This window comes from Paractinoplanes rhizophilus, assembly GCF_042664765.1.
Lineage (GTDB): Bacteria > Actinomycetota > Actinomycetes > Mycobacteriales > Micromonosporaceae > Actinoplanes > Actinoplanes rhizophilus.
In genome coordinates this window covers 16,950-34,600 of the sequence record NZ_JBHTBJ010000050.1, presented here as the reverse complement: position 1 = coordinate 34,600, position 17,651 = coordinate 16,950, and the positions used below count along the sequence as shown (strand labels likewise).

Sequence of the window (17,651 nt, the reverse complement as noted above, 5' to 3'; positions counted from 1 at the left end):
GCCCGGGCCGTAACCTGAAGGCCCACCCCGATAGCGTGTCGACGCTGATCTTGGACGAGAGCGGGCTGACGTTGACCGAGAACCCCGGCACCTCCGACGACGACCGCCGCCCACCGACCGGCGAGCACCCGGACCCGGCCGGCACACCCTCCGGCCCGTACGCCCAGCCGTCCGATCCGTGGGCCCAGCCCCCCGCCGACCCGCCGGCCCAGTCGCCGGCCGGGCCTTCCGCTCCACCGCCGGGCGATCCCTTTGCCCAGCCGCCCGCCTATCCCTTCGCCCAGCCGTCGCCCGGCCCGTCCACGCCGCCGCCCGCGGGCCCTGCCACTCAGCCGCCCGCCGCTGGTGGTGCTCCGCCGTCGCCGTTCGGGCCCTCGCAGCCGTTGCCTGGATATGGCGCACCGCCGCCCGCCGGGCCTCCCTCCTACGGACCGCCCTCCTACGGCTCACCTGCAGACGGACCGCCTACATACGGACCGCCCGGATACGGGCCGCCCGGATACGGGCCGCCCAGTCACGGTCCTCAGCCTGGATACGGCCCGCCCGGTTACCCCGGCCCGGCCTACGGTCAACCCGGCCCGTCCTACGGCGTCCCGGCCACGCTGCCGCCCGAGTACTACGCCGGCCCCGACGACGCCCTGGTCAGCCCCGACTTCGCCGGTTGGTGGGCGCGCAGCTTCCGGCTGCTCCGCCTGGCCTGGCGCCCGATCCTCCTCATCCAGCTGATCGCCGTGCTGCCCACCGCGGTGCTGCTGTCCTGGGTGAACATCGCCAGCGGCGACCAGATCCGCCGCGCCGGCACTTCCACCCTCACCCTGGACGAGCTCGTCGACCTGATCGTGCCGTTCCTGGCGTTCATCGTGGTCGTCGGCCTGCTCAGCGTCACCGTCAGCCTGGCCACCCAGCGCGTCCTCGTACAGACGGCGACCGCCCGCCCGGCCTCGATCGGCGCCGCCCTCCTGGACGGCCTGCGCCGCACGCCGGCGCTGATCGGCTGGGGCATCCTGGCCGGCCTGATGATCTTGGTCGGGCTGGTCTTCTGCATCCTGCCCGGGATCTATCTCCTGGCCGTCTTCTCGATCCTGCCCGTGGTGGTGCTGCTCGAGCGCGGCAACGCCATCGGCCGCGTGTTCCAGCTGTTCCACGCCAACTTCGGCGCCGCCCTGGGCCGGATCGCCGTGTTCCTCGGGCTGAACGTCGCCTTCTTCCTGGTCGAGAGCGTCTTCACGAACGCCCTGTTCCCCGGCGCGGCGTCCGGCGACATCTCCACCGCCGCCGCCATCGCCTCCGAGCTGTTCTCGGCCGTCTTCTCGGTGGCAAGCGCGGTGGTCCTGGCGCCGATGCTGCTCACCGCCTACGCCGACATGCGCGCCCGCCACGAGCCCTTCTCCACCGCCTACCTCGCCCCGGCAGAGTAGGGCAACCTCCTACGTCGCCCACCGAGCAGCTCGCACTCCCCGCTCTCCCGCTGAGCAGGCCCACGGTCAGGACGCCACCGCCAGAACGGCCCCGACTTCGCCCTCCGCGACGACGTGCCCGCCGACCGCGACTTCCCGCCGGGCTGCATCCCCCTCGGGCGCAATTTCGCTGCGGGCCGCGACTTCGCCGTTGGCCGTGACTTCGCCGCGGGCCGCGACTTCGCCGTGCGCCGCGGCCTCTTCATAGGCCGCGACTCTCCTATGAGCCGCGGCACGCGGACCCCGATGATCGGCGAGCCATTTCTCGATGTCGCCGATCGACCAGATCTTGCCCTGGGCCAGAGTGGCGACGGGTTCCGGAAAATCGGACCGGGCGGCGAGCTGATAGAGCCGCTGCCGGCTCACGCCGAGCAGGAGACGAACCTCATGGGCGCCCGCGAGGCGCATTGCCTTCCATTCCATGCACACGACAATAGGCATACGACTACCGCCGCACACGGTTCGCAACGTGCCAATCGCCGCGAGTCTCAGACGACGATCGCCCGCCCGACGCCGCGGCCGGTCACCCACGTATCACGCCGTCACTCCGTACGGCGCCCGAGCGCCCGCCACACCTCCGCGAGGTTCTGGAAGGTGCTTCCCTCGGGCAACCGGTCGAGATCGGCCAGGATGTCGTCAGGCGCCTGCAGATCCTCCGCGCTGCGCCGCAGAGCGTCCCGGTCGCCGGGCAGCGCGGACAGTCCGACATATCGTCCGAACCGGCTGAACCGCTCGGACTCGGCGACGTCGAGCGCCTCGGTCGTCACCGGCTGATCTTCTCCGGAGGGCTCGGCCGTGCGCCATTCCTCGGCGCGACCGCCCGGGTTGCCCCGGACCTCGCCGCGAACCTCGTCGGCCATCCGGTCGTCGACGCGGGCCCCGTGCTTGCTGCTACCTCGTTCCATCACCGTTGGCTTCCCCCGCAGCGTGTGATCAAACGCGCCGCCGCACGGACCGGGCCCGTCGCGCCGCGGCGAGCGGCGGGACGGGCCCGGGGTGAGCGGTGCGGGACGGCCGCGGTCAGGGCCGAGTTGCTGGCTCAAGAGACGATTGCTGAGGTCAGGGTTCAGGGGAACTGCATGCGGCGGGGGCGAGGGATCACCGGTGGTGGCAGTGGCAGGTCGTCGAGGTGGCTCCAGCTGAGGTGCCCGTTGTCGGTGGATTTGATCTCGCCGAGGCATGCCCGCAGCAGTCCCAGGTGCGCGTCCCCCGCGTACCCGGCGATGACGACCTCGGGCTTCGGCTCGATCTTGGCGATCGCCGCACAGATCTTGGCGACCTCGCGCTCGTCGACGGCGTCCAGCGGGAGCGGCGCCTCGGCCTGCGACCGCCGCCAGGGCGGTCCGAAGCGGCGCAGCAGCTCCCGGGCGAGCCGGCCGAACGAGCGCCCGACCTCGATGTCACGCATCGATGTCTGCGCGGATTGTCCGTAGCACCACGGCACGACCACGTGCCCGTTGATCACGACAAGCTGGTAGACGGACTTGGGAACACTGATGATCTCGGCGCCGGGGAGCGTGCCGAGGAAAAGCACGAGCTCCTCGTACGGAAGCGGCCATCGCGGATTCGCGAGCACTCGTTCCTGGGTCTGCGTCATAGCGGGGTGGGCGTTGACCTCACGGTCGATCGCGGTGCTCAACGCCTCCGGAACCCGGGTCCACAGTTCGCCGGCAACCTTGTCGCCGAACTGCTCGACCACCCACTCGCTCGGACCGACCAGAACGTCTGGGCGCATGCTTTACCACCACCGTCCGTGTCGCGGGCGTTACTGCTGGCTTAGAAGAGTTCCACTTCCGGTGATCGACTGGAAGGGTCCCGTTCCCACATCGCAGAAACGCTCATGAATGAAATGCCGCGAGATGATCAAAACTGAGCCACGACGACGGAGCAGCAGGTCGAGACGCTGCGAAACATGCAACTTGCACGGCGAACCGCACGTGCAAGTTGCATGTCAGCCTCGCTTTCCAACCCGCCCCCACAGTGAATCACTGCGATATTTCAACGCGGTGACCACCACGCAAACGTCAACACACCGTGACGGCATGCGCCCCCACCAGCACTTGCGAATCAATCGATACCGCGCACCGCCCGAGCGGAGATCCACATAGGCCGGACCGCACCGAACCAGTTCCGCATTCCCCGCGTGCCCACCATCAAGCCGGCACCAAGCCAACTGTCGGATACCCGTCACAACCGGTGCGACCCGGGTGCCCTCACGGCTTTTGCCACTTAGGCCGGTTTCCCCGCATCCCCCCGAACCCCCAAAAACCGCCGCGCTCACATCCCGCCAGACGCCAAGATCCCCATCCAAATGGTGAGAACCTCGCCCTACGACAAATGTCCCCGACGATCGACTCGGCGCACCTGCTCCGGAGTCAGCGTCACCATCGCGACCGTGGCCCCGTCGCGGTCCACGAACTCCACCTCGTATGCGAGACGTGGGCGGTGAAAGACGTGGACGACCGTTCCCTCGGCGCCCGCCTTCAGCTCCTGATCCGGCAGGTCGATCACGAGCGCGACGACGTCCAACTCCTGCACCACACCTACCCCTTGGGGAACGAGATCGTGACAAGACGAGGAGTTGTCTCCCCGGCATCGACGATCCAAGCCGTGCGGACCACCATCGAGCCACTCGGTCCGGTCAACGGCACATCCACATTCCACCGTTGACCGTACTCGTCGGCCCGGCCGGCGATCGGGACTCCCGCGCGGACACCGTCCCGGATCTGTTGTTCCACCGACGCCGCGTCCTCCGGCCCGAGGCCGGTGGTCGAGTTGATCACTCGATACTTGTTCCTACCCACCGGATGCTCGGGATTCATCGCATATCCCGTGATCTTTCCCGGATCGATTTCCGGTTCCTGGAAGCTCGGCGGTTCCGGCACGCCGGATCGCGCGCCCCCTGGAGACCCGCCTCCGTCCTCGGGCGGACGACCTCCCTCGCCCCCACCCGCAGCGCGCCGTTCCACGAACCATTTCTTGAGCGCCTCAACCGCACGCCCCAGCAGATCCCCCCGCGCGACCAGGTTGCGAATGCTGGCGATCAGATCCCGCAGCCACCCCGCAATCTTCGCCGCCCATGACGCGCACAGAGTCGTCGCCTGCTCAACCACCCACGGCCCGGCCCCGCCCAGCGACGCGATCAGCTCGACGGCGTAGGTGATCAGCCTCGACACCACCGTCGCAACCGCGTCGCGGACCATCAGGCGGACGGTTCCGATGAGCATGCCGGCTCCGTCGGTCATCGCGGCCATCGTGTCCGCGGCCTGGGAGAGCGCTCGCAGCGACCGTTCCCGCTCGCTCACCCACCCGCGATACGCGTCGCCGGCCGAGCCGGTCCACTCCGTCGTGTCCCAGCGGACCGCCCGGGCGAGGGCGTCGGCGTCGGCGGTCAGAGCCGCGGCGACGTTTCGCCAGGTCTGGGCGTGCGCGGCGATCTGCGCCGGGTCGCCGGCCAGCCAGTCGAGCGCCTCGGAGAGCGGCTTGACGTGTTCGATCAACCAGGCGACGCCGTACTGCAGCAGCGCTCCCACCGGATCCGACACGAGCGCCAGCCCGTCCAGGCCCGCGCCCGCCATGCCGAGCCCGCCCGACACCCAGTCGCCGTTGCTGACCCCGGTGGCGATCTGCTCGATGTCCTCGGCGATCCAGACCCCGGCCCACGGGCGCGGCGAATCGGCGGCGGCCGGCGCCACCAGCGGATTCGCCGTGCGGGTCACTCGCGCGAGCGGATCGCGGCGAACACCTCGGCCCGTCGCTGATCGGTCGCCTCATAGCTCTGCGCCGTCGTGCGCAGCCGCACCGACGTCTCGCGCAACGAATCGGCCGCCGACTCGATGCCGCCGACCAGAACATCCTGCAGCGCACCGAGCATCGCGGGGACCATCAAACACAATTTTCCGTACGCCTCGGGGCCCGGCCGGACCGCACGACCGGCCTGGGCGGCGGTCGTGACCTGGTCGCCGATCGCCGAGACGGTCGCGGCATGCGTGATCAGGTCGGGATGGCGCACCGACACCTGCTCGAACATGGGAGACCCGCTTTCATCCACAGTAATCGTCCGGGCACTCACAGTAGTTCTGCATGGCAAGCCCAGAGCCGCCGAAAATTGTCGGCGGGCCGCGCTACGGTGCCCGGGTGATTGCGAATCCCCCGCTCAGCCCGGCCGCCGAGGCGGCGCGCGTCGTCGACGCCGTGCTGCGTGACCTGCGCTTCGGCGACCATCGCGGAGTCGTGGTCGACTCACCGCCGGGCGCCGGCAAGTCCACGCTGGTGGTGCGGGCGGCCGGCGAGCTGGCCGCGGCGGGGCAGCCTCTGATGATCGTCGCGCAGACCAACGAGCAGGTCGACGATCTCATCGAGCGACTCGGAGCGCGGTCACCGCAGATCATGGTGGGCCGGCTGTCGGCCGTGGATTATCAACCCACCGATCGCGTACGGGATCATCCGGCCTGCCGCGTCGGGGCCAAGGTGGCCGATCTCGGTTCGCCCGCGGTGACCATCGGCACGGCCGCGAAATGGGCGACCGTCACCGAGGGCACGTGGCCCTGGGCGATCGTCGACGAGGCGTACCAGATGCGCTCCGACGCCCTGCTCCGCGTCGCGCCGCGGTTCGAGCGGGCGCTGTTCGTGGGCGACCCGGGCCAGCTCGACCCGTTCTCGACCGTCGAGGTCGACCGCTGGATCGGCCTGTCGTGGGATCCGATGCAGAGCGCGGTCGCGGTGCTGCTGCGGCACAATCCCGACCTGCCCGTGCATCGCCTGCCGGTGTCCTGGCGCCTGCCGCACTCCGCGGCCCCGGTGGTGGCCGAGGCCTTCTACCCGTTCACCGGCTTCCGATCCGGCACCGAATCAGGCGAGAGAGCCCTTGCATTCGGCACGCCGTTGGCAGATCCGCTGGACGAGGTGCTGGACGCGGCCGCAACTACCGGGTGGGGGCTGCACGAGCTTCCGCCGCAGTTCACCATCCGCACCGACGCCGAGGCTGCGGCCGCCTGCGCGAAGCTGGCCGAGCGGGCGCTCGCCCGAGAGGGGCTGACCTCGTCCGAGTCGGGCGAGCAACCGCTGACGCCCGCGCGCATCGCGATCGGCGCCGCCCACCGCGACCAGGTGGCGGCGATCCGGGCCCTGCTTCCGCCCGAGGCGGCCGGCGTCACGGTCGACACCGCCAATCGGCTGCAGGGCCGGGAGTATGACCTGACCATCGTGCTGCACCCGCTCTCCGGCCGGCGTGACGCGACGGCGTTCCATCTGGAGTCCGGCCGGCTCTGCGTGCTGATCTCGCGCCACCGGCACGCCTGCGTGGTGGTGGCGCGGGCCGGCATCGCCGAGTTGCTCGACGCGCATCCCTCGACCGAGCCGGTGCACCTCAACGTGCCGGTGAAGTTCCCGGACGGCTGGGCGGCAAATCAGGCAATACTTGCACATTTAAGTCGATGAGTGTCGCTTATCCGACACGAGCCGCTACCGTAAGTGAATGGCGGTCTTCACGACGGCGGGCTCCATCCGGGACAACGTCTACCGTCCCATCCTGCGCCCGCGCCGCGGCGAGCTCACGGCGCTCAGCCACCTCGCGCCGGCGGACACGGCCCGGGTCACGCCGATCCTCGAGCTCGAACCGGGCCCGAGCATCGCCCCGCTGATCCGGCGGCTGCCGCCGCGCACCGCGGCCATCGCGATCGACTTCGGCGGTCTGCCCGACCCGGCCGACCGGCTGGAGCTGCCGTCGCTCGACCTGGCCGAGGAGCTGGCCGACCTGGGCGTGGCCATGTTGCCGGTGCTCCGGGCGTACGAAAATGGTCGTCGCCTGGCCGCCCACGGCCTGGCCGCCCGGATGCACCTGCGCCGTGCGGTGCTGCGGCTTCAGCCGCATGTCGACGCCGGGAATCCGGCGGAGGCGGACGCGGTCACCCGGCGGCTGCTGGCCGGTGCCGGGCTGGAGGTCGAGGAGGTCGATCTGCTGATCGACCTGGCCGAGACCGCTTGCGTGGCACACGCCGACGCGGTCGAGGAGCAATGCCGACGAGTGCTGCGCTGGGCAAACGGGATGCCGTGGCGCTCGGTGAGCGTGGCCTCCGGCGCGATGCCGGCCAACCTCGACGATCTGCCCACCGACCAGCCGGTCACGGTGGGCCGCCTCGACGCGCGGGTGTGGGCGCGGCTGGGCGAGCCCGGCGTCGGCTACTCGGACTACGGCGTGACCTCCCCGGTGCGGCGGCACGGCGTGCAGCGGCACCGGCAGCTGCCGACGCTGCGATACACCGCCGAGCACAACTGGTGGATCTACCGCTGGGCGCGGCGCGGCGGGCGCAGCGACGACCGGTGCCACGACCTGTGCCGCACGCTGGTGCGCTCGCCGCACTGGCCGGCCGCCGGCGCGCGCTTCTCGTGGGGCGACGCCGAGATCGCCCGGCGGTCCCGGACGGCGCGCGGGGCGGGGAGCTCGGCGAGCTGGATCTCGTGGAGCACTTCGCACCATATCGCCCATGTCCTGGAATCTCTGGCGGGCACCTGAACTGTCGTACGCTTGTTCTAATGTTGCTGACAGCCGCGTTGGCCTACGCCCGGCATGGAATCCCGGTCCTGCCGGTGCACACGCCTGACCCGCGCGGCGGCTGTTCCTGCGACAGAGGAGTCCGATGCGACCGACCTGGCAAGCATCCCCGGCTGCGACACGGCCTGACCGAGGCGACCACCGACCCCCGACTGATCGACATGTGGTGGTCCCGCTGGCCGGAGGCGAATGTCGGGCTTCGCACCGGCATAGCGATGGATGTGGCCGACATCGACTCGGCCGAGGGCTGGCACGGCCTGACCCACCTGCTCGGTGGCGAGCTGCCGCCCGGCCCCCGGGTGCGCACGGGCAGCGGCGGCTGGCATCTCTGGTTCCGCCCGACGGGTTTCGGCAACCGCGTGGGCCTGCTCCCCGGCCTGGATTGGCGCGGCGCGGGTGGCTACGTGGTGGCCCCGCCGTCCCGCCACGTGCGCGGCGACTATCGATGGGTGCGCCGTCCGGGTGACGCCCTGCCGGCCGGGCCGCCCGCCCTGCGCGAGCTGATCGAGGGTCCGGTGGTGCCGCCCGTCCAGCGGGCGATCCGCCACCCCGATCGGTACGCGAGGGCCGCCCTGGTCGCCGAGTCCGATCGGGTGGCATCCGCGCCGGTGGGCACGCGCAACGACACGCTCAACCGGGCCGCGTTCGCGCTCGGCCGGCTCGTCGGCGGCGGTCTGCTCGACGCCGGCGAGGTCACCCGCGAGCTCGACGCGGCAGCACGACTGGCCGGCCTGGGCCGTGCCGAGGTGCGCCGCACGATCCGCTCCGGGCTCGCGGCGGGTCGACGGTCACCGATTGATCCCGAAGCAGATCGACGCGTGGCGTGATCCGTGTTTTGCCCCAATGATGGGGGCATGACCGATCAACGAGGGCTGAAGCCGTACGACGTGGACGTCACCGTGGACGCGGGCCGGGACGAGGTGTGGGAGGCCGTCACCCAGCCCGCCGTGCTGCATCAGTGGTTCGGTTGGGACTACGACGGTCTGGACGCCGAGATCAAGCAGATCTTCGTCGACGAGGCGACCCTGCTGGCCCCGGAGCGCATGGGCTGGGCCGACGGCTCCTACTTGGAGGTGAGCGGCGACGACGGCCGGGCGCAGGTGCGCGTGGCCCGCGAGGGCACGGGTTCCTCGGGCCCGGAACGCTACGACGCGATCGAGGAGGGTTGGCGCGCGTTCCTGCTTCAGCTGCGCTATCTGCTGACCGTGCGCCCGGCGGGCCATCGCCGGACGCTGTACCTGACCGGCGAGACGACCGGGTGGCAGGCCCTGTCGCTGGCCGAGGGCGACTGGGAGCGGTTCGGCCCCCGGGTGGCGTCGACCGTGAACAGCGACGGCGACCTGGTCGTGGTGGCCGGGCGCGTCCCCCTGGACGACCGCGACGCGGCGCGCATGGAGGTGACGGTGTCCACGTTCGGCCTGGACGACGCGGAGTTCGAGGCCCGCCGGGAGGAGTGGCGGAAACGCTGGGCTCCGCTGGCCGCGAACGCCGAGATGACAACGGCCGCCGACCCGTCACCCGACAACTAGGACACGGACACCGCGGACACGGAGCAGCACGCCGCAGGCACGGCCGGCACGAGGCGAGTGAGGTGCGGCGTGGTGAGGGTGGTCACGCAAGGGCGCTGGCCGGTCCGGGCGGATGATGGCGTCCGGCTGCTGGCCGGAACGGGCCGTCGCGGACGTGGCGTCGGCGGGACGTGGTCGGGACCGGGGTCTGACCAGGGGCTGAGCCGCGGCGGAACGTCGGCGAGAGTGACGCGCGGCGGCTCTGGGCGCGCCCTGCGTGCGGGGTGCGCGGGCTGGTCGCGCGGGCGGGATGGGATGAACGGAGGGTCGATCGCGCTATGCGGGGCCGGTAGCCTGTCAGCTCTGAGCGGCCGGGGGGCGACGTGCTGCGGGGAGACTTGGTCGAGGCAACGGGAGGCGTTCTCGTTGATCCGGAGCGCCTGCGGGCGGTTCGGCGGCTTGGGCTGGGTGCCCGGGGGGACGCGGCGTTCGATCGGATCGCGGTGCTGGTCGAGCGGCTGGTCGACGTTCCGGTGGCGCTGGTGACCGTGCTCGAGGACGATCGGCAATACCTGCCGGGCCAGGTGGGGCTGCCCGAGCCGCTGGCCGAGGCGCGGGAGATGCCGTTGCGTCACTCGCTCAGCCGGCACGTGGTCGAGGCGGGACAGCTGCTCGTGGTGCCGGACACGCAGGCGGATCCGCTGATGCGCGATCACCCGGCGGTGCATGAGCTGGGGGCGCGGGCGTTCGCGGGCGTGCCGCTGACCGACTCCGACGGGCACGTGCTCGGGACGCTCTCGGTGATGGATCGGGAGCCGCGCGCCTGGACGCACAGCGAGATCGCCGTCCTGGTCGAGCTCGGCGAGGTCTGCTCGTCCGAGCTGCGGTTGCGGATCGCGCGGGAGATCGCGGACGAGGCCCGCCGCCGCGCCGAGTCGGCGCACGACCAGCTCAGCCTGCTCGGGGAGGTCACCGAGACGCTGTCGGCGACGATGGACATCGACGAGGCGCTGGGGCGGCTCGGGCGGATGGCGGCCGGACGCCTCGCCGACTGGTGCGTGGTCGCGCTGGCCGAGCCGTCCGGCACCGTGCGCCACGTGTCGGCGGCACACCACGACCCGGCGTACGCGAAAGAGGCCGAACGTCTCGCCCAGCTGGCCGCCGCCGCGCCCCGGGAGATGAAGTCCTTGGTCGCGGCCATGCAGCGCGCGGCGCTGCCGATCCGGGCCGACAGCGCCGACCCCGCATCGCTGCGGGCGCGCATCAGCCCGGGCGAGATCGTCGAGATCGCCGAGCGGATCGGGCTGGGCGCCTACCTGATCGCGCCGATCACCGCGCCCGTGGGCCGGCGCATCGTCGGGGTGGTCATGCTGGTCAACGGGCCGGCGCGGGGAGCGTTCGGGGAGGCCGAGGAGCAGACCGCGGTGGAGATCGGGCGGCGGGCGGGGCTCGCCGTGGACAACAGCCGGCTGTACGGCCGGCAGCGGCACGTCGCCGAGGTGCTGCAGCACAGCATGTTGCCGCGGCTCCCGGAGATCCCGGGCGTCGAGTTGCACGCCCGCTACCTGCCGGCCCAGGTCGGCACGGCGGTCGGCGGGGACTGGTACGACGCCTTCGTGCAGCCCGACGGCAGCGTCATGCTCGCGGTCGGCGACGTCTCGGGGCACGACATCGAGGCGGCGGCCACCATGGGCCAGGTCCGCAACCTGGTGCGCGGCGACGCGTACGGCCGCGACGACGAGCCGGGCCCGCTGCTGGCCCAGCTCGACCGCGCCCTGCACGGCCTCGGCATGCCGGCCGCGGCGACCGCGGTCCTGGCCCGGCTGCGGCGCGACGACGACGGGTACGAGGTGACCTTCTCCAACGCCGGGCATCCCCCGCCGGTGCTGCTGCGCCCGGACGGCGACGTCGAGGTCTGGTGGGAGACGCCGGAGCCGCTGCTCGGCCTGGTCCCCCGCGACGAGCGCAGCACCCACCGCCGCCGGGTCCAGCCCGGGTCGACGCTCCTGCTCTACACCGACGGGCTGGTCGAGCACCCGGCCCAGCTGATCGACGACGGGGTCGGGCGCGTCCTGCGGGAGCTCCAGGGCAGCGGGGCCGTCCCGATCGAGGAGCTGTGCACCCGGCTGCTCGACACGGCCACCCGCCGCGACGACGACATCGCGCTACTGGCGATCCGCCTGCGGTGAACGGGCTCCCGCCCGAGAAAGAAGCGGCAACGAGCCGCCTACTCCGCTGAGGGCTCCGGCGAGGGCGGGCCGCCGTGGGTCCAGGGCGTCTCGGAGGGATCGGGAAAGGACGCGCCCGGCCGGTACGCCTCGCTCAACGTCGTCAGCAGCAGCCTCTCGCCGACCGCCGGCACGCTGCCGGGCTCGGCCACCAGCTTGCGCCCCATCCCGCCGGAGAGCTCCAGCAGTACGTCGTACCCGGTGGCGGTCCGCGTGACCGAGATGACCTTGGCCTTCTGGGCCGGCCGCGCCGGAGACGTCAGCGTCGCGCCCGCCTCGACCCGGACCGTCTCGGTGGTGGCGACCATGATGCGGGGACGAAGGACGGATCGTTTGCCCGAGTCGTCGACGCGGTCCGGGTTGGCCAGCGTCACCACCCCGCCGAAGGCCACCCCGGCCAGCCGGTACTCCGCCATCACCAGCGGATCGTCGAAGGCGCGCTGCACCGCGTACCGGGCCGCCGCGTTCTCCAGGCGCTGCAGGCGGGCGGCCGCGGCCACCGCGCCGTCGCGCCGGGGCTGCGGTGCGCCGTCCTCCAGCAAGTGCCGCACGTAGGCCGAGTAGGTATCGCGGTCGCTGTCCCAGCGGGAGGCGACCCGATCGCCGGGCGGCAGGGCGCGCAGCAGATCGAGCGAGCGCCACATCCGCTCCCACGTCGGCAGCAGCAGGTCGTGCAGCACCGATGGCAGTGCCGGGTCGGACTGTGCGATCAGCGGCGCCAGCACGTGGTTGTCGAAGTGGGGGTCGGTCGCCGGCCCGGCCACCGGGCCTCGCTCGGCCTCCCGGGCCGCGGTGGCGCCCGACTCGATCCAGGCCAGCAGCGATCCCAGGTGGTTGTCCTCGGCGCCGCTCTGCCCGGTCGCCCAGTGCAGACCCAGCGCCTGCACCGCGGTGAGCAGCAGCGCCGAGCCGGGCATCTCGGCCGCGCCGGCCAGGAAGGTGAGCCACCGCCCGAGCAGCGGCACCGACGGCGGCACCGGGTGATCGCCGTCCACCCGGCGGAAGCGGGTCGACCGCCCGAACAGCCGCAGGAAGTCGGCGCCGCCGGTGTTCGGCACCCAGACCTGCGGGGCGTCGACGAAGCGGTGCCGCACGTCGCGGCCCCGGTCGACCGCCACCGCCTCGGACTCGCCGGCGAAGGACGTCAGGTACGGGACCAGGTGGGCGGCCAGCGAGGCGGCGAAGGCGAACCGCTCGTCCCGGTTGCGGGGCTGCGAGACGACCAGCAGTCGCGGCGCGCCGGGCGTGGTGCCGAGCATGGCGGCGAGCGGCGCGTTGGCCTCGCCGGCCATGGCCAGCGGGATCAGCACGAACGGCCGGTCATGGACGTGCAGGTGGCGCACCGTGGCGATCGGTTGCGCCCGCCCGGCGGCGAAGGCCTGCGCCCGGGCGAGAGCGACCACCGTACTCAAGAAAGGGCCTCATCCCGCAGCCGGGCCGCCTGCCGCAACAACGCGGCCGCCTCGGCCTGCCCCGGCCCGGCCGCCGCCCCGCCGGCCAGCGCGAGCACCTCGGAGATCTCCTCGACCCCGCCGAGCGCCTCGCGGACCGACCGCCCCAGCGCCGCGGTCGATCCCGAGGCCTCGTCCCGGCAAAACACCGACATTTCACAGAGGGAGAGGCACTCGGGCACGTATCGCGCCGAAACCGCGGAGAGCGACGCGGTCAACGACTCGACCGGCAACGCCACGTCGAAAGAGACGGTCGACGGCAGCGACGCCACCAACTCGGAGACCGACGACAATCTCGACAACTGTCGCCGTAAAGTCGCGAGCTGCTTGCGCACATCCAGGACCGCCGCGACCGGCCGCAGCGAGAAATCCACCGGGCAAACCAGCACGACCTCGTGGCTGACCCGATCCTCGCCCAGCAATTCGCGCAGCGCCAGAACGTACACCGCCGCCTGCACCGCGGCGGCCGAGACCGCCGCCGCGTCGGCCTGCCCGTCGACAATCGCGAACGATTTGATCTCGACGACCCGCAGCCTCCCCTCGCTCGGGAAGGCGATCAGATCGGGCTCGAGAAAAACCGTCTGCCCGGCCACCGAAAGCGTCAGCAGCGGATGGTCGATCAGCGCCGAACGCTCGGTGGCCAGCAGCTCACGGGTCCGGTCATGGCGGGCCTGCAGCGTGTTGTCGTCATCGGCGCCGAGGTCGTGACAGCCCACCACGCCCACGTCGAGAACCGACCGCAACAACGCGCAGTCATCCGCCTTCAGCATCGCCTCGAAGGCATTGCCGCGCGCCAGGGCGAATCGCGACTGCCCGAAATTGCCGGGAAAACCGATCCGTTCGGCGAGCCGCACCTTGTCCACTCCGGCGGCGTCCAGCACCGACCGCCGCGCGCATCCCGGATTTCCGGTGAGCGCCGCGATGGTCCGCGCGTTGTGCCGTTTGGCCGGCGCCGATCCGCGCAGCCGATCCAGGGTGCTCACCCTTTTCCCCGCTGCTGATTTCCGCGCTGCTGGGGAACCACCGGCACGCCGTACAGTTGTTGCTTTTCCGGCAGCCGCGCCGCCCGCGCGAGCAGTTCCGCCCGCGCCGGCTCCTCCGCCGCGACCTTGGCGACCAGGCCGGGGTCGGTCAGCGCGGCACGCGCGGCGTCCGCAAGATCAAAAGCTTCCACCCCATGGGGTACGCGTTCGGCGAGCTCACGAAGCAGCCGCCGAGCGGACCGGCCCGGCGAGATCGCCGCGAACTCCGCCACCCGCACGATCATGGCGAGCTCGTCGGCACGTCGCCCCGCAGGAGTGACTATTCGCCGGGAAAGCGGCCATTCCGCAAGCGCGAGCAGCCCCGGTGCCGCGCTCAGATCCGCCCGCAGCGCCGCGCACAACCCCGGCACCTTCCCCCGGACGAGCGCCGGCACCGACAAGTCGCCGTCGAACAGAGCCTGGTGCACGTCCACCACGAGCCGGGCGCTCGCCGGCGCGCCGAGCAGCAGCAGCGCGTGTCGTGCCTGCTCGCCGGTGGTCGGTAGGGTGCTCAGATGATTCACCGGGCCGCATCTCGTCGGGGATCTTCAGCGGATCGACTCTAGATCTTCATACACCGACGCGGCAATGTGGGGACGAGTCAGTACCTTTCACCCACCATGGCGATTAATGTTCGCATATCGGACGGCCGCCGCGTTCCGCGCTACGTTCGTTCGTATGCCGAAGGCCATCTGGAACGACGAAGTTATCGCCGAGAGCGACGACACCGTGATTGTCGAGGGCAACTACTACTTCCCCCGCGCCAGTCTGCGCGAGGAGGTGCTGGTGCCCTCCGACACCCACACCGTCTGCCCGTGGAAGGGCAAGGCGTCCTACTACACGCTGTCATCCCACGGACAGACCGCTCCGGACGCGGTCTGGTATTACCCCGAGCCCAAGCCGGATGCCAAGGCCGTCCGCGACCGGGTCGCCTTCCGCAAAGAGGTTCACGTAGAGGCCTGATCAACCCGCGAGGCCCGCTCACGCGATGCGTGGGTGGGCCTCCTCGATCGCCGAGACCTCCAGGTAATCCAGCATGTCCCGCTGCTCCGCCGGATCGAGCGCGCCGAACGCCTCGTAGGCCGAGGCGCGAGCGTGCGCAGTCTCGGCCGCCAGCAGCGCGATGATCGCCGACCAGGCCAGCGAGACCCGGTCGAACAGCCGCGCCCGCCGCAGCGAGCTCAGCCGGCTCAGCATCGCCACCTTGGTCGCCGCGTCGTCGTCGTGCGGGATCCGGTCGGACAGCTCGAAGAGCGCCTTGCCCCGGTACGGGTGCTCGGACTCGACCATGCGCGCCAGCTCCGCGTTGCTCATCCGGTCGACCGCGGGGGCCGGTCCACGCCGCGGCAGCTGGGGAACGTCACCGGGCACGGCTGTCCCTTCCACTCTCGTATCCATTGCCGGGCGACTGCTGCGGCAGGGTGGGCACATTCTCAAAGGTCGGAAAGGGCATCACGGGCATGGCCGGACCCGCCCCGACCGGACCCGCGCCCGCCGGCCCCGTCTCGGTCGCCTCCGCGGAAGCGGCCACGGCCTGCCCGGCCGCCCCGTCGTCACCGGTCGCGGACGCGGTGAACGCCGCGCGCCGATCCGCCAGATTTCCACCCGGCACAGTTTTGTCCTCCGTTGCCGACTTTCATGCTGTTGGCGTCCTATGAGATCACGGGCGCGCAACGACGGCGTGGCGTACCCGCCGCTCCGCCCGGCCCCCACCCACCCCGGCGGCCACCGTAGCCTTGCCGCAATACATTGATTGTTACCGCCGAGTCGGAGAGGGGGTGTCGTGGACCGGACGACCGCGAGCGACGTCGTGGAGTGGCAGTCACCGATGGTCGACGTGTCCGGCCTGTCCCTCGAGGAACTGGCCGCGCTCGACGGCGACACCGCCCTGGCCCACTGCCTGCGCCGCCTGCACGCCGAGCTCGACGACCCCGGCGAGCCCACGGCCGGCTTCAACTCGGCCCTCTGAGACGGGGCGCCGGGCCCGTGCGCACCTTCCGCCTGACCGACGAGGCCTTCGCCGCGCTGGCGGCCGGCCGCCCGAACCCGGCCACCGTCGAGGATCTGCGCCGCTCCCAGGTGAGCCGCCATCTCCTGCTCCTCGCCGATGGCCGCAAGAACTTCAAGATCAAGACCCCCATCTGGTACGCCGAGCGGCGCGCCGAAGCGCTGGCCGATCCCCTGGCCGATCCTCTCCTCGCCCTGCACACGACGGCCACCCTCGCCGCCCTGCGCACCGGCGGCGACCTCCCGCCGGATCCGGTCGCCTCGCCGCGCCACCTGGTCGCCACCCACGACGGCCTGAGCGTGCGCGCCCGCCTCGAGGACACCGACCCGCTGCGCGCCCGCCTCGGGCTGACACCGTCCCGACGCCTGACCCACGCCGAGGCCGCCCATTGGCAGCGGCTCTTCTCGGCCGCCTGGCGGATCCTGGTCACCCGGCACCGGCCGGCCGCCGAGATCGTGGCGGCCGTCCTGCGGGTGATCGTCCCGATCGAGCCCGACCCGGGCGCGGCCGGCCTGAGCGCCACCTCGGCCGAGGCGTTCGGCGCCGTCGCCCTCTCGCCGCCGGCCGACGCGATGTCCTTCGCGGTGGGCCTGATCCACGAGACCCAGCACAGCCTGCTGAACGCCACCCGCACCCTCTTCGACCTGGTCGACGCGGGCGCGCCGCACACCTATTCGCCCTGGCGGGAAGATCCGCGCCCGCCCTCCGGCTTGCTGCACGGCGCCTACGCCTACCTGTCGGTGGCCCGCTTCTGGCGGGCCGAGGCCGGCCCGCTGGCCCGGTTCGAGTTCGCCCGCTGGCGAGCCGCCGTGGCCGGCGCCGCCGACGCACTGCTCGCCGACGGCGTCCTGACCGCGGCCGGCGCCCGTTTCGTCCGGGCGATGCGCGACGAGGCCGGCCGCTGGCTGAGCGAGCCGGTCGACGATCGGATCGAGCGGCTGGCCCGCGGGGCCAACCTCGAGCACCGGGTGCGGTGGCGGTTGCGGAATCTGAGCGTGGACGTGAGCGGGCTGGTCGCCGATTGGGAAGCGGGCCGGCCGGCGCGCCTCCCGGAGCCGGCGCTGCGCGGCGGCGCCGGGCGGGCCCTGGAACGCAGCGCGCGGCTCGATCTGGTGCACCGGGCGCTGCGAGAGCGTGACCAAAGTCTTCAGCCCGCAGGTCGCCAACGGCCCGGGGACGACGCCTACCTTCGCGGCGCGGCGGGGGCCGCTCTCGACGCGTACCTGAAAGGTCTGGAAAAGCCGGACCCCGGCGGAGCGGAAGCGGAGCTCTGGGCCGGAGTGGCTCTTGTCGGCCCGTGGAAATGCATGCGGCAGCGACCCGAGGTCCTGCGCGACTTGCACGGATATTTCCGGACAGTTCCGCTGCGGCTCCTCGCGGAGTGGCTGGACGAAAGCCTCATGTCGCCGCCGGCCTGACCGATG

The 17,651-nt window shown here is 71.9% G+C and carries 19 protein-coding genes; 9 read left to right on the top strand and 10 right to left on the bottom strand.

Going from position 1 to position 17,651, the window contains the following annotated elements:
- Positions 1-35 precede the first annotated feature (35 nt).
- Positions 36-1,418, top strand: a complete 1,383-nt coding sequence (locus ACFQS1_RS36115) for a hypothetical protein (RefSeq protein ID WP_378976729.1) — start codon at positions 36-38, stop codon at positions 1,416-1,418.
- A gap of 66 nt (positions 1,419-1,484) precedes the next feature.
- Here ACFQS1_RS36115 and ACFQS1_RS36110 read toward each other — a convergent pair whose 3' ends face one another.
- The 6 genes from ACFQS1_RS36110 to ACFQS1_RS36085 form a co-directional block, all read right to left on the bottom strand.
- A complete protein-coding gene (locus ACFQS1_RS36110) occupies positions 1,485-1,880 on the bottom strand; it encodes a helix-turn-helix transcriptional regulator (RefSeq protein ID WP_378976727.1) in 396 nt (131 codons plus the stop codon).
- Between the two features lie 119 nt (positions 1,881-1,999).
- Complete coding sequence (locus ACFQS1_RS36105) at positions 2,000-2,362, bottom strand: DUF2795 domain-containing protein (RefSeq protein WP_378976725.1); 363 nt, start codon at positions 2,360-2,362, stop codon at positions 2,000-2,002.
- 161 nt (positions 2,363-2,523) lie between these two features.
- The gene (locus ACFQS1_RS36100) at positions 2,524-3,192 is read right to left on the bottom strand and encodes a hypothetical protein (protein ID WP_378976723.1); all 669 of its coding nucleotides are present in this window, start codon (positions 3,190-3,192) and stop codon (positions 2,524-2,526) included.
- A 593-nt stretch (positions 3,193-3,785) separates the two neighbouring features.
- Positions 3,786-3,998 (bottom strand): DUF4926 domain-containing protein, encoded by a 213-nt coding sequence (locus ACFQS1_RS36095; protein WP_378976721.1) that lies wholly within the window; start codon positions 3,996-3,998, stop codon positions 3,786-3,788.
- Positions 3,999-4,000: 2 nt separating this feature from the next.
- Complete coding sequence (locus ACFQS1_RS36090) at positions 4,001-5,176, bottom strand: DUF6883 domain-containing protein (protein WP_378976719.1); 1,176 nt, start codon at positions 5,174-5,176, stop codon at positions 4,001-4,003.
- Positions 5,173-5,487 (bottom strand): type VII secretion target, encoded by a 315-nt coding sequence (locus ACFQS1_RS36085; RefSeq protein WP_378976717.1) that lies wholly within the window; start codon positions 5,485-5,487, stop codon positions 5,173-5,175. The genes ACFQS1_RS36090 and ACFQS1_RS36085 overlap by 4 nt, the downstream gene beginning before the upstream one ends.
- A 107-nt stretch (positions 5,488-5,594) precedes the next feature.
- Here ACFQS1_RS36085 and ACFQS1_RS36080 point away from each other — a divergent pair, with 107 nt between their 5' ends.
- The 5 genes from ACFQS1_RS36080 (at position 5,595) to ACFQS1_RS36060 (ending at position 11,707) form a co-directional block, all read left to right on the top strand.
- Complete coding sequence (locus ACFQS1_RS36080) at positions 5,595-6,896, top strand: AAA family ATPase (RefSeq protein WP_378976715.1); 1,302 nt, start codon at positions 5,595-5,597, stop codon at positions 6,894-6,896.
- Between the two features lie 37 nt (positions 6,897-6,933).
- A complete protein-coding gene (locus ACFQS1_RS36075; protein WP_378976713.1) occupies positions 6,934-7,971 on the top strand; it encodes a beta family protein in 1,038 nt (345 codons plus the stop codon).
- Positions 7,972-7,991: 20 nt separating this feature from the next.
- A complete protein-coding gene (locus ACFQS1_RS36070) occupies positions 7,992-8,837 on the top strand; it encodes a bifunctional DNA primase/polymerase (protein ID WP_378976711.1) in 846 nt (281 codons plus the stop codon).
- Positions 8,838-8,864: 27 nt separating this feature from the next.
- The gene (locus tag ACFQS1_RS36065; protein WP_378976709.1) at positions 8,865-9,539 is read left to right on the top strand and encodes an SRPBCC family protein; all 675 of its coding nucleotides are present in this window, start codon (positions 8,865-8,867) and stop codon (positions 9,537-9,539) included.
- A 362-nt stretch (positions 9,540-9,901) separates the two neighbouring features.
- Positions 9,902-11,707, top strand: coding sequence for a SpoIIE family protein phosphatase (locus ACFQS1_RS36060; protein WP_378976707.1), 1,806 nt, complete (start codon positions 9,902-9,904; stop codon positions 11,705-11,707).
- Positions 11,708-11,745: 38 nt separating this feature from the next.
- Here ACFQS1_RS36060 and ACFQS1_RS36055 read toward each other — a convergent pair whose 3' ends face one another.
- From ACFQS1_RS36055 to ACFQS1_RS36045, 3 genes are read right to left on the bottom strand one after another with little or no spacing between them, the layout of a single operon-like run.
- Positions 11,746-13,158, bottom strand: coding sequence for a hypothetical protein (locus tag ACFQS1_RS36055; RefSeq protein ID WP_378976705.1), 1,413 nt, complete (start codon positions 13,156-13,158; stop codon positions 11,746-11,748).
- The gene (locus ACFQS1_RS36050; RefSeq protein ID WP_378976703.1) at positions 13,155-14,180 is read right to left on the bottom strand and encodes a hypothetical protein; all 1,026 of its coding nucleotides are present in this window, start codon (positions 14,178-14,180) and stop codon (positions 13,155-13,157) included. The genes ACFQS1_RS36055 and ACFQS1_RS36050 overlap by 4 nt, the downstream gene beginning before the upstream one ends.
- Positions 14,177-14,743 carry a hypothetical protein gene (locus ACFQS1_RS36045; RefSeq protein WP_378976701.1) on the bottom strand — a complete coding sequence of 189 codons (567 nt, stop codon included), beginning with the start codon at positions 14,741-14,743 and terminating at the stop codon, positions 14,177-14,179. Before ACFQS1_RS36045 ends, ACFQS1_RS36050 begins: the two co-directional genes overlap by 4 nt.
- A 154-nt stretch (positions 14,744-14,897) precedes the next feature.
- On the opposite strand from ACFQS1_RS36045, the gene ACFQS1_RS36040 reads away from it, so the two are divergent.
- Positions 14,898-15,182, top strand: a complete 285-nt coding sequence (locus ACFQS1_RS36040) for a DUF427 domain-containing protein (RefSeq protein ID WP_378976699.1) — start codon at positions 14,898-14,900, stop codon at positions 15,180-15,182.
- A gap of 18 nt (positions 15,183-15,200) precedes the next feature.
- Here ACFQS1_RS36040 and ACFQS1_RS36035 read toward each other — a convergent pair whose 3' ends face one another.
- Positions 15,201-15,605, bottom strand: coding sequence for a hypothetical protein (locus ACFQS1_RS36035; protein WP_378976697.1), 405 nt, complete (start codon positions 15,603-15,605; stop codon positions 15,201-15,203).
- A gap of 397 nt (positions 15,606-16,002) precedes the next feature.
- On the opposite strand from ACFQS1_RS36035, the gene fxsA reads away from it, so the two are divergent.
- Together fxsA and ACFQS1_RS36025 are read left to right on the top strand one after the other, a co-directional pair.
- A complete protein-coding gene (gene fxsA / locus ACFQS1_RS36030) occupies positions 16,003-16,188 on the top strand; it encodes an FxSxx-COOH cyclophane-containing RiPP peptide (protein ID WP_378976695.1) in 186 nt (61 codons plus the stop codon).
- Positions 16,189-16,205: 17 nt separating this feature from the next.
- Positions 16,206-17,645 carry an aKG-HExxH-type peptide beta-hydroxylase gene (locus ACFQS1_RS36025; RefSeq protein WP_378976693.1) on the top strand — a complete coding sequence of 480 codons (1,440 nt, stop codon included), beginning with the start codon at positions 16,206-16,208 and terminating at the stop codon, positions 17,643-17,645.
- The last annotated feature ends 6 nt before the right edge of the window (positions 17,646-17,651 follow it).

Coding starts and splice junctions, on each gene's coding strand:
- ACFQS1_RS36040 (WP_378976699.1), top strand. CDS start 14,898: ATGCCGAAGGCCATCTGGAACGACGAAGTTATCGCCGAGAGCGACGAC.
- ACFQS1_RS36075 (WP_378976713.1), top strand. CDS start 6,934: ATGGCGGTCTTCACGACGGCGGGCTCCATCCGGGACAACGTCTACCGT.
- ACFQS1_RS36105 (WP_378976725.1), bottom strand. CDS start 2,362: ATGGAACGAGGTAGCAGCAAGCACGGGGCCCGCGTCGACGACCGGATG.
- ACFQS1_RS36085 (WP_378976717.1), bottom strand. CDS start 5,487: ATGTTCGAGCAGGTGTCGGTGCGCCATCCCGACCTGATCACGCATGCC.
- ACFQS1_RS36065 (WP_378976709.1), top strand. CDS start 8,865: ATGACCGATCAACGAGGGCTGAAGCCGTACGACGTGGACGTCACCGTG.
- ACFQS1_RS36110 (WP_378976727.1), bottom strand. CDS start 1,880: ATGGAATGGAAGGCAATGCGCCTCGCGGGCGCCCATGAGGTTCGTCTC.
- ACFQS1_RS36070 (WP_378976711.1), top strand. CDS start 7,992: ATGTTGCTGACAGCCGCGTTGGCCTACGCCCGGCATGGAATCCCGGTC.
- ACFQS1_RS36100 (WP_378976723.1), bottom strand. CDS start 3,192: ATGCGCCCAGACGTTCTGGTCGGTCCGAGCGAGTGGGTGGTCGAGCAG.